The organism is Aeromicrobium phoceense, from assembly GCF_013868155.1.
Classification (GTDB): Bacteria; Actinomycetota; Actinomycetes; order Propionibacteriales; family Nocardioidaceae; genus Aeromicrobium; species Aeromicrobium phoceense.
The window spans coordinates 791,913-805,321 of record NZ_JACEOG010000001.1 but is presented as its reverse complement, the minus strand read 5'-3'; the positions used below and the strand labels follow the sequence as shown (position 1 = coordinate 805,321).

Below are 13,409 nucleotides of genomic sequence, written 5' to 3'. Positions count from 1 at the left end.
GGCGGGCGCGTATCAGCGCGGGGACACGCGGGTCATGGGAGGTCGTGCCCGATCGGGCTCCAAGTCACCCCCAAGTCGGACGCAAGGTCTCGGGCCGACTGTCGGTGGCAGGAACCATCCCCCCACTGAAGGAACCGAGACAGATGTCCTCCCTCTTGTACCGCTTCGGCCGCACGACGGCCCTGCACCCGTGGCGCACGATCGTCGGCTGGTTGATCCTGGCCTCGCTCGTGTTCGCCACCAGCTCCGCGTTCGGTGGCTCGACCCAGGACGACTGGAACGTGCCCGGCGCCGAGTCCCAGCGCGGGATCGAGCTGCTGCGCGACCACCTGCCCGACGCCGGCAACGCCTCCGCGAACGTCGTGGTCCACGACGACCGGGCGATCCCGCCGGCCGTCCTGGTCTCGCTCGGTGAGCGTCTCCAGGACGTCGCCCACGTCTCCAGCGTGAGCCCGCCGCGCCTCAGCGCCGACGGCCACACGGCCGTCGTGCACCTCGCGTACGACACCGAGGTGACCCATCCCGACCTCATGGGCGACATCGAACCGCTCGAGAAGGCCGTCGAGGCCACCCAGGACGCCGGCTACCAGGTCGAGCTCGGCGGCGACCAGCCGGCGACCGCCAGCGCGCCCATCAAGGGGTACGGCGAGCTCATCGGCGTGGGTGCGGCCCTGCTGATCCTGCTGATCGCCTTCGGGTCGGCCGTCGTCGCGGGGCTGCCCGTCCTGGTGGCGGTCGCCGGACTCGCGGTCGGGTCGGCCGGAGTCACGCTGCTGGCCGCCACGATGGACGTCTCGACCTCGGCCCCCATGGTGGCGTCGATGGTGGGCCTGGGGGTCGGCATCGACTACGCCCTGCTGCTGGTCAGCCGGCACGCCGAGTTCCTGGCGCAGGGCCACTCCGTCGAGGAGGCCGCCGGGCGCAGCCTCGCGACCGCCGGCAAGTCCGTCGTGTTCGCGTCGCTGACCGTCCTCATCTCGCTGCTGGGCCTGGGCCTGACCGGCCTGCCGACGTTCGCGACGTTCGGCTGGGCCACCGCGATCGCGGTCGTCTCGGTCATGCTCACGGCGCTGACGCTGGTGCCCGTGCTGTGCCGGTTCGCCGGACGCAAGGTGCTCTCCCGCGGCGTGCGCCGTGGCCGGGTGCCCACCGAGCGCCCCCTCACGGCTCGCTGGGCCGAGCGCGTCACTCGGCGTCCGTTGCTGTGGGCGCTGCTCGGCACGACCGTGATGATCGCGCTGGCGGCCCCCGTGCTCGACATGCGTACGTGGCCCCAGGACGACGGCAACCAGACGACCGAGGCGACCACGCGGCGCGCTTACGACCTGACGGCCGACGCGTTCGGACCGGGAGCCACCGGACCGATCTCGATCGTCGTGGACCACGCGAGACTCGACGCCTCCGAGGTGGCGTCCGTGCGCAGCACCCTCGAGGGCAACGACCAGCTCGTGGCCGTCTCCCCCGCGATGGCCTCGCCGGACGGAGCGATCACGGTGCTCACGGCGGAGCCGGCGTTCGGTCCCGCCGACGCCCGCACCTCAGGGCTGGTGGAGGACCTGCGGGCCGACCTGCCCCCGGGCGTGGAGGTGACCGGCCAGACGCCGTTGTTCGCCGACCTCGCGGAGATGCTGTCGCACCGGCTGTGGGTCGTCATCGGGTTCGTCGTGGCGGTCTCGGTGCTGCTGCTGATGCTGGTGTTCCGCTCGGTGGTGATCCCGCTCAAGGCGGCCGTCATGAACCTGCTGTCGATCGGCGCCGCCTACGGCGTCATGACCGCGGTGTTCCAGTGGGGCTGGGGGGCGAGCCTGCTCGGCATCGACCACGCCGCGCCCGTGTCCAGCTGGGTTCCGATCCTGATCTTCGCGATCCTGTTCGGCCTCTCGATGGACTACGAGGTGTTCCTGCTGAGCCGCATCCGTGAGAAGTGGCTCGACACCGGCGACTCCACGGCGAGCATCGTGCACGGCCTGGCCGCTTCGGGCAAGGTCATCACCGCCGCCGCCGCGATCATGGTCTTCGTGTTCCTCGGCTTCGCGACCGAGGGAGACCTCGTGGTCAAGATGCTGGGCCTGGGCATGGCGACGGCCGTGTTCCTCGACGCGACGGTCGTGCGGATGATCCTCGTGCCGGCCACGATGACCCTGCTAGGAAAGTGGAACTGGTGGCTGCCGGCGTGGCTCGACCGGGCCCTGCCGCAGGTCGACGTGGAGGGCGACGAGCGCGAGCTCGTCACCACCCGCTGATTGCTCAGTAACCGCTCTGCTCAACAACCGCTCGGCTCAATAACCGAACTGGTCCCGCTGGTCGCGCAGTCGCTGCGCGGCCAGCGGGATCTGCCACTGCTCGCACAGCTCCGCGGCCCGGTCGGCGTGGACCCGCGCCGCCTCCAGATCGCCGAGAGCGGCGTGCGCGGCCGCGATGTAGTGGTCGACGGGGCCCGAGGCGTTCCCCGACCCCGCCGAGCAGCTGGAGCCAGGGAACGGCGCGATCCGCGCCAGCGCGTCGGCGGCCAGCGCCCGGTCCCCGACGTACAGGGCCGCCTCGGCCGCGTTGCACCACGCCAGCATCGAGAACCAGTCGTCGTGGTCGAGATCCACGTCGTACCGCCGCAGGTGGTCGCGCGCGTCGTCCACCCGGCCGGCGCGACACAGCAGCGACGCGGTGACGGAGGTCAGGGGAAGGGGGTCGGTGTCCTCCATCGCCACGAGGAGGTCCACCACGTCCCCCGCGCGCCCGCTCCAGACGGTGAGCACGAGCTCGGCGCCGAGGATCGCCACCTCGGACTGCGGCAGCGTCACCGTCCGCTCGAGGCGGCGCATCCGCTCGAGCGCCGTGGTGCACTCCTCGAACCGGCCGGCCATCGCGAGCCACGGGATCTCCAGCCCGTCGAGCACGAGCTGCGCGTACGCCAGTCGCAGCCGGTCGGCCTCGACCCGGGTCCGCGCGATGACCTCCCGCATCTGCAGCGGACGACCCGCCTCACCGAGCGCGACGGCCTGCAGGGTCGCGGAGATCACCACGTCGCGGTCGCGGCCGAGCTCGCGGGCCAGCCGGGCCGACTCCCCCGCCCACGCGGCGCGCTCCTCGGCGGTGCCCGCCGTCCAGAGCGCGGCCACCCCGACCTGGGCGACGTCGACCATGAGGCCGGGGTCGCCCAGGTCGTCGGCCATGGCCCGAGCCCGGGCGACCAGGTCGGCGCGCTCGGCGAAGGGTGCGGTGTAGTACTGCTCGCTCGCCAGTGCGGCCAGCACACGACAGCGCAGGGCGGACGGCTCGGGGGGCAGGTCGGCGAGCGCCTTCCTCAGCGCCGCGACCACGACCTCGTTCACCTGACCGTGGTGGCTGGCCTGCCACAGCGCCCCCTGGGTGGTCGCGAGCGCGGCCCGGGCGAGCAGCTCGGGGTCGCCGAGCGCGCGGGCCTCGCCGATGGCCTCGGCGACGTCGGCGGCGAGCTCGGTCCAGCGCGCCGACCAGCGGTGGGCGTCGGCCAGCTCCATCAGCGCGTCGAAGCGGTCGCGCGGCGTGGCCTCGGGGTCGGACGACATCGCGCCCAGGGCTGCGGAGAGCAGGTCCGCCCGGTCCTCGTGGGCGTGCAGCACGCGGGCTGCCTCCGCCGCGCGCTCGGCCGCGCGCCACGCCGTGGCCGCGTGGGCCGGGCCCGCGGCCAGCCAGTGCCGGGCCTCCTCCGACGGCCGACCCGCGCCCGTGATCGCCGTGGCCACCACCGCGTGCCGGCGGGCACGCCGCGACGCCGAGAGTCCCGCGTAGAGGCTGTCGCGCACGAGCGCGTGGGCGAACGAGTACCGGTCGATCCCCTCCTCCGCGACCAGACCGGCCTCGACGGCCGGCTCGAGCAGGTCCAGCACGCCCTCGTCGTCGGTGCCCAGCACGGCGCCGAGGGTCGGACCGTCGAACTGCCGGCCCATGACCGCCGCGGTGCCCAGCGCGGCTCGGGTGTCCTCGGGCAGCCGGGCGAGCCGGCGGGTGAGCACGTCCTGGACCGCCCGGGGCGTGTCGTCCTCGGCGAGCAGGGCCGCCAGGTCGCCGCGCTCACCGGCCAGCCGGGCGTACTCGACGAGGAAGAAGGGGTTGCCGTCGGTGCGCTCGTGCAGCGCCTCCACCTGGTCCCGGGAGGGAGCCGAGTCCGCCACCCCGACGACGATCTCGGCGACCTCGTCCGGCCCGAGGCCCGACAGTTGCAGGCGCACCGCGTGCCGGCGGGCGAGCGCCTCGGCCGCGTCGGCGAACAGGCCCGAGGGCTCGGGGTGGTCGCGCCACGTCGCCACCACCAGCAGCCGGGCGTCGGTGACGGACTCGGCGAGCAGCATCAGGCAGCGCAGGCTCGCGGGGTCGGCCCAGTGCAGGTCCTCGAGGACCACCACGACCGCCTGCCGCCGCGCCTCCTCTCGGAGGGCGGCGAGGATCGCCTCGCGCACCCGGAAGCCGTCGGCGACGTCGGTGACGTCGGGGAAGTCGAGCCCGAGGCCCTCGAGGACCGACCGCCACGGCCACAGCGGCGGCGCGCCCTCGTCGCTCGAGCACCGGCCCACGGCGACCACGGCGCCGGCCGCCGAGGCCCGGAGCCCGAGCTCGGCGGCGAGCCGGCTCTTGCCGATGCCGGGCTCGCCGGTGATCGCGGCGAAGGAGGTGGCTCCGGCGAGGGCGGCGTCGAGACTGCGCGCGAGGGCCGCGAGCTGGTGGTCACGGCCCACCATCGGCCACGGCGCGGAGACCGACGAGCCCTCGTCCGCGTCCGGTTCCGGGGGCGGGCTCCAGTTCAGCGCAGAGTCCTGGCGCAGCAGCGCGGTCTGCAGGCGCTGCAGCTCGGCGCCCGGCTCGATGCCGAGCTCGTCGTCGAGCACGGCGCGCACCCGGCGCAGCACCTCGAGCGCCTCCGCCTGGCGTCCGGACCGCGCGAGGGCGAGGGCGCGCAGGCCCCACAGCCGCTCGCGCAGCGGATGGGCCGTCGTCAGTGCCTCGAGCTCGGCCGCGGCCGTCGCGTGGCGACCCAGGGCGAGCGCCGCGACCGCCCGGTCCTCCAGCGCGACCAGCCGCAGCTCCTCGAGTCGCGCGCGCTCGGCCACGGCCGCCGGCGCGTCGCCGAGCTCCGCGTACGGGGTGCCGCGCCACCGCCCCAGGGCCGTGGCGAGCGTCGCGTCCACCTCCTCGAGCTGGGCGCGTGGGGGCCGGTCCGACTCCAGCAGGCGGTGGGCCGCGGCAACCTCCTGCTCGAAGGCGTGCGCGTCGACGTCCTGCGCCGGCACGTGCAGCGCGTAGCCGGGCGCGACCGTGACGAGGACCTCCGCGGGCGCGCGACGGGCGCGGCCGGGCTCGAGGACCTTGCGCAGCCCCGAGACGTAGGCCTGCAGCGTCGTCGCGACGCCGGGCGGCGGGGCGTCGCCCCACACGAGGTCCACGATCGTGTCGACCCCGACCGGCCGTCCACCGGAGAGTGCGAGCGCGGCGACGAGCGTGCGCTGCCGGGGCGTGCCGAGATCGAGGTCGGCACCGTCGGCCGAGACGGCCACGGGCCCCAGCACCCTGAGCTCCACAGTCGAAGCATAGGGACGCGCCCGGGCCACCGACAGGGGTCGCAGGAATGAGAAATCGCCCGTCCTCGCGGGCTCCAAGCCAGCTCCCAGTCGGTATCAAGCCCTCCGTCCGATGCTCTCGGGGTCAGGAAGCGAATCCCCCCACCAAGGAGCACCACCGTGTCCATCAACGAAACCATCGACCAGCTCGAGCGCCCGGCCGATCGCCTGCGCGGACTGGCCGGCGGCGCCGTCCACCTGCCCGGCGACCCCGGGTACGACGTCGCACGAGCCGCCTGGAATCTCGCCGTCGACCAGCGTCCCGCCGCCGTGGCCGTCCCGCGCGACGCCGACGACGTCGCCCGGATCGTGCGTGCCGCGCACGCCGCGGGCCTGCGGGTCGCGCCGCAGAGCACCGGCCACAACGCCGGGCCGCTCGTGGCCGGAGGCCTCGACGACGTCGTGATCGTCCGCACGAGCGAGCTGAACGACGTCAGTGTCGACCCCGAGCGCCGCATCGTGCGCGTCGGCGGTGGCACCGTCTGGCTGCCTGCCGTGAAGGCGGCGGCCGAGCACGGCCTGACCGTCCTGCACGGCTCCTCGGTCGACGTCGGCATCGCCGGCTACAGCCTCGGCGGCGGCACGGGCTGGTACGCCCGCAAGCTCGGGCTCGCGGCGAACAGCCTCACGGCCGTGGAGATCGTCCTGGCGACCGGCGACCTCGTGCGCGCCGACGCCGAGCACCACGCCGAGCTGTTCTGGGCCGTCCGCGGAGGCGGCGGCAACTTCGGCATCGTCACGGCGCTGGAGTTCCGCGCGTACGACTTCAGCACCGCCTACGCCGGCCTGATGATGTGGGACGTCTCGATGGCCCCGCGCGTGCTGGACATGTGGCGGGCCTGGGCGCCGGTCGCGCCCGACGAGGTGACCACGTCGTTCCGCATCCTGCGGATCCCCCCGATCCCCGAGATGCCGGACTTCCTCCGTGGCCGCACCATCGTCGTCATCGACGGTGCGGTCCTGGCCGACGACGAGCGGGCCGCCGAGATCCTCGCCCCGCTGCGGGCGCTCGAGCCCGAGCTCGACACGTTCGGGCGGGTTCCGAGCGAGACCCTCGTGCACCTGCACATGGATCCGGAGGAGCCGGCGCCCGGCATCATCCGGTCGACGATGCTGCGCGAGCTCGACGACGAGGGCGCGGAGGCGTTCCTGGGCCTGTTCGGCCCCGGGGTCGAGACACCCCTCATGATCGCCGAGCTGCGCCAGCTGGGCGGCGCCCTCGGCCGGCCCCACGAGGGCGGCGGCGTCCTGACGCACCTCGAGGGCGAGTTCGCCTTCGTGTGCGGGGGCATGGCACCCACGCCGGAGCTCGGGTCGATGATCGCGTCGGCCGGGGAGCACGCCGTCGCGGCGCTCCGGCCGTGGTCGAACGGGCGGTCGTACCTCAACTTCGCCGAGGAGCCGACCGACGCCCGCACGGCCTACGCCGAGGATGCGTGGCTGCGGCTGGCCGCGATCCGCTCCGCTGTGGATCCGGACGGGGTGTTCGTCGCGAACCACGCGATCCCGCGGCTGTACGAGAACGGCCGGCCCACCCGCTGACCGCGTCCGAGCCCGCCGGGACCTCACGGTCGCGGCGGGCTCTCGCCGTGGAGCCCGGTTGCAGGCGCCTGCGCGGAGGGCCAGAGTCGTGGCCATGAGCCTGTTCCGCACGAAGACCGTCGAACAGTCGATCGCGGAGACGGACGAGCCCGAGCACCGACTCAAGCGGGAGCTCACCGCCCGCGACCTGATGGTCTTCGGCGTCGGCGTCATCATCGGCACCGGCATCTTCGTGCTCACCGGCCAGGAGGCGCACAACCACGCCGGCCCGGCGATCGTCATCAGCTTCCTCATCGCCGGAGCCGTCTGCGCTCTCGCCGCGCTCTGCTACGCCGAGTTCGCGGCGACAGTGCCGGTGGCCGGCAGCGCCTACACGTTCAGCTACGCCACCCTCGGCGAGTTCATCGCCTGGATCATCGGCTGGGACCTGCTGCTCGAGCTGGCCCTCGGCGCGGCCGTGGTGGCCCGGGGCTGGTCTGGCTACCTCCAGGAGCTGCTCGAACTGCCCACCCAGGTGGCCGGCGACGAGGCGGTCGTGGACGTCGCCGCCATGGGCATCGTCGTGCTGCTGTCGTTCCTGGTGATCGCCGGCACGAAGCTGTCCAGCTCGGTCACGAGCGTCTTCGTGCTGATCAAGGTCGCGGTCGTGCTCTTCGTCATCGTCGCCGGCCTGTTCCTCGTCAAGGCGGCGAACTACACCCCCTTCATCCCGCCCGCGCAGGAGCAGGAGCTGGCGAAGGGCGCCGACCAGCCCCTCATCCAGGCTGTCTTCGGCATGGCCCCGACCGCGTTCGGGGTCATGGGCATCGTCGCGGCGGCCTCGGTGGTGTTCTTCAGCTACATCGGCTTCGACGTCGTGGCCACCACCGCCGAGGAGACGAGGAACCCCCAGCGCGACGTGCCGCGCGGCATCCTCGGCTCCCTGCTGATCTGCACCGTGCTCTACATGGCCGTGTCGTTCGTCATCACCGGGATGCTGCCCTACACCGACGACCGGATGAACACCGGCGCCCCGCTGGCCGAGGCGTTCTCGGCGAACGGGATCGAGTGGGCGGCCAACCTGATCTCGCTGGGCGCCGTCGCCGGCATGACCACGACGATCCTCGTGCTGCTGCTGGGCCAGTCGCGCATCCTGTTCGCGATGTGCCGCGACGGGCTGCTGCCGCGCGGCCTGGCGAAGGTGCACCCGAAGTACGGCACGCCGCACCGCATCACGATCATCACCACCGCCTTCGTGGCGATCCTCGCGGGCTTCGTGCCGCTGGCCGAGCTCAGTCACCTGGTGAGCATCGGCACGCTCTTCGCGTTCGCGCTGGTCTCGGCCGGCGTGCTGATCCTGCGTCGCACGCGGCCCGACCTGGAGCGGGCGTTCAGGGTGCCGTTCGCACCGCTCGTGGCGGGCGGGTCGATCCTGACCTGCATCTGGCTGATGCTGAACCTGTCGCTGCTCACGTGGGAGCGCTTCGCGATCTGGATGGCGATCGGCATCGTCATCTACTTCGCCTACGGCCGCCGGAACTCGCGGCTGGCTCAGAGCAGCTCGACGCGGTAGGACAGCTCCTCGCGTCCGCCCGGTTGCACCACGGCGTTGCCGGGCTTGCCCGCGAACTGGCCCACGTAGTCGGCCGGGGCGGGCAGGCCTCGCCACGGCTCGATGCACACGAACCGCGCGCCGGGCACCGACCACAGGGTGATCCCGGTGAACCCCTCCCAGGTCAGCCGGACCTGGCGACCGGCTCCGGAGGAGTAGACCAGCCCGCGACTGGCGACCTCGGGCATGATCACCGCGCCGTCGGTGAACCACGCGTCGTTGAGGGTCACCACGTGGTCCCAGGCGGGGTTGTCGAAGCGCTCGTCGGTGAGCAGGTTGTCCACCACCCGGCGCACGGGGGCCGTCTCGGGCTCGTCGAACCGCACCTGGTGCATCGAGCGGGGCTGGTCGTCCTCGAGCGGCCACACGAACGCCGGGTGGGACCCGAGGTCGAACGGCATCGGCTCGTCGCCGCGGTTCTCCACGGTGTACTGCACCGAGAGGCTGCGCCCCTCCACGGTGTACGTCACCGCCAGCGCGAAGTCGAAGGGGTAGTGCCGCCGCGTGTCCTCGTCGGCGACCAGCACGAAGGACGCGCGGTCGTGCGTGCTGTCGACCACCGCCCACTCGCGATCACGGGCGAAGCCGTGCTGCGGCATCGGGAAGGTCTGGTCGCCCACCCGGATGCGGTCGTCGGGCACGCGGCAGATCACGGGGAACAGCACGGGGGCGTGACGCCGCCACGGCTCGTCACCCGACCAGAGGTACTCGTGATCGTCCTGGTCGCGGATCGAGACAGGCTCCGCCCCGTGGGGCGCGACGGCGACGGTGATCTCGCGGTCATGCAGGACGAGGGAGGTCATGTCACCGACGGTAGACACCGAACCCCTCCGGCCGCACGTCAAACGACCTCGACATCATCAACGTCACATCAGTCGGTGGCGACGCCACGGTCGCCGAACAGCGAGCGCTTGCGGGCCCGGCGCGCGGTCTCCGGCTCGTACCCGTACCCATAGCCGTACCCGTACCCGTACCCGTAGCCCTTCCGGCGCTTCCTCGGCTTCGGGGACATCGTGACGACGGCGCCGCACAGCCGCGCGTCCACGCTCGAGAGGCGGTCCAGCGCCGAGGCGTACTGGTCGGTGGTGGTCGAGCCGTGCTTGATCACCATGATCGCGCCGTCGGTGGCGGCGGCCAGCGGTGCGGCGTCGGTGACCGGCAGCAGCGGCGGCGCGTCGATGAGGACGACGTCGTAGTCCTGCCGCAGCCGGTCGAGCAGCTTCAGCATCTCGGCCGACCCGAGCAGCTCCGCCGGATTCGGGGGGATCCGGCCGGACGGCAGCAGGTCGAGCGTCCCGCTGACCTTCTGGATGGCGTCCTCGGGACCGACCCGGCCGAGCAGGATCGTGGTGACGCCGACACTGCCCTCGAGCTGGAGGTACTCCGCGAGCTTCGGCCGGCGCAGGTCCGCCTCCACCAGCAGCACCCGCTGGCCGTTGTCCGCGATCACCTGGGCGAGATTCGCGGCGGTCGTGGACTTGCCCTCCGACGGCACCGCGCTGGTGACGACGTAGCACTTGTGACTCGTCCCGGCGTCGATGAACTGCAGGTTCGTGCGCAGGACGCGGAACGCCTCCACGCGCGGATCGTGACCGGACCGCCCGCGCACGAGCGGCTGCTTCACGGCATCGCGGTCGAAGTGGATGTCACCGAGCACGGGCACCTCGCGGCCGGAGACCTTCGTGATGTCCTCCTGCGTGGTGATCCGGTTGTCCATGAGCTCACGCAGGACCGCGAGGCCGTAGCCGAGCAGCAGCCCCAGCAGCAGCGCGATGCCCAGGTTGCGCGCCGGCTGGGGTGACACCGGCGAACCCGAGACCGTGGCGCGGTCGACGATCGAGGCCTTGACCGGCGCCTCCTGCTGGCCGTCCGGCGTCTCGAGCTCGCGGACGTAGCCGGCGAAGGCCTCGGCCACGGTCTGCGTCAGCTCCTGCGCCCGCTCCGGCGACGGGTCGGTGACCGAGACGGAGAGCACCACCGTGTCCAGCTCGATGCTGGTGTCGATGCGCTCCATGAGGTCCTGGGGCGTCTCCTCCAGACCGAGCTTCTCGACCACCCGGCTGGCGACCTCCTCGCCCTTGATGAGCGTGGCGTACGACTTCACGCGCTGCTGGCTGAACTGGCCGCCCTGCTGCAGCTCGCCACCGTCGGCGCTCTGCGGCGTCTTGACGAACATGCGTGCGGTCGACTGGTACTGCGGCGTCACCGAGACCGTGTAGACGCCGGCCGCCGCGACGGTCAGCACGCTCACGAGCACGATCAGCAACCACCGTTCGCGCGCGATGCGCAGGTAGTCCGTCAACTCCATGGGGACCTCCAGATGGGGGCAGGCGCAGCGGTGAGCGACCGGGGTCGACCGATGCGGGCGGCAGTAGGCTCCGGTGGGTGAGCCACCGGATCCTGGTCGTGTGCACGGCGAACGTGTGCCGTTCGCCGGTGATCGAGGCGATGCTCGTCCAGCGGCTGGACGGGGCTCGCCATGCGGTCGGCAGTGCCGGCGTCCGCGCACCCGCGGGCCACCCGATCGATCCCGACTCGGCCGAGCAGCTCCGCGTTCGGGGACTCCAGGTGCCCGCCCACGCGGCGCGCCAGCTGACGAGCGACCTGGTGGCCGAGGCCGATCTCGTGCTCACCGCCACGCGCGCGCACCGGTCGGACGTGCTCGACCTCGACCCGCGCGCCCTGCGCCGCACGTTCACCGCGCTCGAGTTCGCCGGGCTCGTCGAGGGCATCGAGGCCGACGGCTTCGCGGCGCTCGTCGCGCAGGCGGCCGCCGCTCGTTCGACCGGACCGTCCGACGTGGACCTCGTCGACCCGATCGGCCGCTCCGTCCAGGTGCACGCCGAGGTCGCGGCCCGTATCGAGTCGGCGGTGACGACGATCGTGGCAGCGCTCGGGCGCGTCGACTCCTAGCGACATGCGCTCGGCACCCTCACGTCGTTGCCCGAGGTGTCGATGCCGGGCGTCTCGAAGTAGCGCAGGTCCCCGTCGGCGCCGGGCGCGGTCTCGACGCGCCACGTCACCGAGATCTCGTCCCCGGGCGCGACCTTGAGCGTGCCGTACTGGACGGGACGCCCGCGGTAGCTCACCTCGCTGGAGGCCAGCGGCTGCTCGGTTCCGTCGATCGTGAAGCCCACGACCTTGCCGCCCTCGGGCGCCAGCAGCCGATACGTCAGCAGCTGGTTGCCCTTCGCGGTGCGAGTCCCCCGGCCCGTGACGTACCAGGGCATCTGCTCGGGGTCACCACTGAACTGGTTGCGGAACGACGTGGTCACCGAGACCACCTGGCCACGGTCCACCGAGCACGTGGTGGCCTTGGCTCGGGTGTCGTACCGCAGGAAGTACTGCATCTTCGACTGCGCCGCGTCGGTGATGTACAGGCCGATGTGCGGGGTCGTCCCGCCCTGCTCGACGCGGCCGGCCACCGCCGTCTCCGCGATGACCTCCTCGTGCCCTGGGTCGCGGAACCAGACCTGGAGGCGACGCTCGGAGGCGGCGTCGGACAGCGCCGAGACGATCCTCGTCCAGTCGCCGCGGCCGTTCATGACGGCCTCGAACGTCCGACCCGTGGCCGCCTCGAAGTAGTCGTCCTGGTCCGCCGGATCGTCGTGGTCGACGTAGACGCCGTGGAGCAGGCGCTGGATCGCGTTGTCGGCGGTGAGGCGCTCACCCCCATCCACCTTCACCGGGCCCACGCCGCGCAGGACGTAGGACATCGCCACGGCGTCGAGGCTGATCACCCCGTCTACGTCCTTCCCGAACGCGGCCTCGGCGCGGTCCGCCCACAGGCGCGCGACACGGGGGAAGTCCGGGCTGATGTTCGTGGAGCGCACGTCGTGCCCCATGATCGTGCCGAACGCGGCCCTCTCGTCGTCCGTGAGCTTCGCGTCGGGCTGCCGGGTGCCGTCGGCGGCGAGGTTGAGCTCGCCCGAGGCGGCCTGGTCGCTGAGCGTGATCTTCCCGTCGTTCGTGCTGAGCAGGACGAAGACGCCGGCGAGGCCGCCGGTGGACCGGATCTCCGCGTTGGTCTGGAACACCAGCAGGTGGTGCTGCTCGCCGCCGGCGCCCAGCGCGCCGGGGGCCAGTCGCATCACCCGGCCGGCCGCATCGGCCGCGCGATCGGCATCCTCCACCTGACGCTGCAGGTCGAGCACCGGTCGCACGAGCGGACCGAGCAGTCCCTCGGCATCGATCGCGCCGATGCTCTCGGCGTTCGTCGCCAGCACCTCGCTCGCGGAGGTGACGGCCGGAGCGAGGGCCGCGAGGGCCGCGACGTCGACCTGTCCGTCCTTCGGCTTGAAGCTCGCCACGGACAGCGTCGATCCCGCCTCGACGAGCGGCGGCAGGCCGCGCGCGGCGATGTCGTCGATCGAGGCGGACGTGACCTGCACGGCCTCCACGTTGCGGCCCAGCCACGGAACCTTCGCCGCGGTGTCCCAGAGTCCACCGCTGCTGATCCGGTGCGCTTCGGAGGTGTCGGCCTGCAGCCGGCGCAGGGTCGCCGAGGCGGCCTCCGCGTCGCCGGACGCCATCTGGTCCTGGAGCGCGACGGCCCGGTCCTGGGCCCGCAGCAGGCTGGAGGCGACGGTCCTGGCCTCGAGGGCCAGCGGAACGACCGCGAATCCGACCACCGCCAAGCCGAAGCCAGCGCCGAGCCAGATCGCCGCGGACTTGCGGTTCACCAT

At 72.7% G+C, this 13,409-nt stretch carries 8 protein-coding genes; 4 read left to right on the top strand and 4 right to left on the bottom strand.

The window, feature by feature from the left end; genetic code table 11:
- Positions 1-143 precede the first annotated feature (143 nt).
- Positions 144-2,243 (top strand): MMPL family transporter, encoded by a 2,100-nt coding sequence (locus H1W00_RS03860; protein ID WP_181753766.1) that lies wholly within the window; start codon positions 144-146, stop codon positions 2,241-2,243.
- Between the two features lie 36 nt (positions 2,244-2,279).
- On the opposite strand, the gene H1W00_RS03855 is transcribed toward H1W00_RS03860, so the two are convergent.
- A complete protein-coding gene (locus H1W00_RS03855) occupies positions 2,280-5,552 on the bottom strand; it encodes a BTAD domain-containing putative transcriptional regulator (protein WP_181753764.1) in 3,273 nt (1,090 codons plus the stop codon).
- Positions 5,553-5,711: 159 nt separating this feature from the next.
- Here H1W00_RS03855 and H1W00_RS03850 point away from each other — a divergent pair, with 159 nt between their 5' ends.
- Both H1W00_RS03850 and H1W00_RS03845 read left to right on the top strand, forming a co-directional pair.
- Positions 5,712-7,133 carry an FAD-binding oxidoreductase gene (locus H1W00_RS03850; protein WP_338072820.1) on the top strand — a complete coding sequence of 474 codons (1,422 nt, stop codon included), beginning with the start codon at positions 5,712-5,714 and terminating at the stop codon, positions 7,131-7,133.
- A gap of 94 nt (positions 7,134-7,227) precedes the next feature.
- Entirely contained in the window at positions 7,228-8,685 is a 1,458-nt protein-coding gene (locus H1W00_RS03845) for an amino acid permease (protein WP_181753761.1), read from the top strand.
- Here H1W00_RS03845 and H1W00_RS03840 read toward each other — a convergent pair.
- Positions 8,664-9,527 (bottom strand): aldose 1-epimerase family protein, encoded by an 864-nt coding sequence (locus H1W00_RS03840; protein ID WP_181753759.1) that lies wholly within the window; start codon positions 9,525-9,527, stop codon positions 8,664-8,666. The genes H1W00_RS03845 and H1W00_RS03840 overlap by 22 nt on opposite strands.
- A 68-nt stretch (positions 9,528-9,595) precedes the next feature.
- Positions 9,596-11,032 (bottom strand): tyrosine-protein kinase domain-containing protein, encoded by a 1,437-nt coding sequence (locus tag H1W00_RS03835; protein ID WP_181753757.1) that lies wholly within the window; start codon positions 11,030-11,032, stop codon positions 9,596-9,598.
- Positions 11,033-11,109: 77 nt separating this feature from the next.
- Here H1W00_RS03835 and H1W00_RS03830 point away from each other — a divergent pair, with 77 nt between their 5' ends.
- Positions 11,110-11,637, top strand: coding sequence for an arsenate reductase/protein-tyrosine-phosphatase family protein (locus tag H1W00_RS03830; protein ID WP_181753755.1), 528 nt, complete (start codon positions 11,110-11,112; stop codon positions 11,635-11,637).
- Here the strand turns inward: H1W00_RS03830 and H1W00_RS03825 are convergent.
- Positions 11,634-13,409, bottom strand: coding sequence for a DUF4012 domain-containing protein (locus tag H1W00_RS03825; protein ID WP_181753753.1), 1,776 nt, complete (start codon positions 13,407-13,409; stop codon positions 11,634-11,636). The two genes, H1W00_RS03830 and H1W00_RS03825, sit on opposite strands and share 4 nt — an antisense overlap.

Bases quoted from the DNA above. Each gene is read 5' to 3' on its own strand.
- H1W00_RS03860 (WP_181753766.1), top strand. From the start codon at position 144: ATGTCCTCCCTCTTGTACCGCTTCGGCCGCACGACGGCCCTGCACCCG.
- H1W00_RS03845 (WP_181753761.1), top strand. From the start codon at position 7,228: ATGAGCCTGTTCCGCACGAAGACCGTCGAACAGTCGATCGCGGAGACG.
- H1W00_RS03840 (WP_181753759.1), bottom strand. From the start codon at position 9,527: ATGACCTCCCTCGTCCTGCATGACCGCGAGATCACCGTCGCCGTCGCG.
- H1W00_RS03835 (WP_181753757.1), bottom strand. From the start codon at position 11,032: ATGGAGTTGACGGACTACCTGCGCATCGCGCGCGAACGGTGGTTGCTG.
- H1W00_RS03825 (WP_181753753.1), bottom strand. From the start codon at position 13,409: ATGGTGAACCGCAAGTCCGCGGCGATCTGGCTCGGCGCTGGCTTCGGC.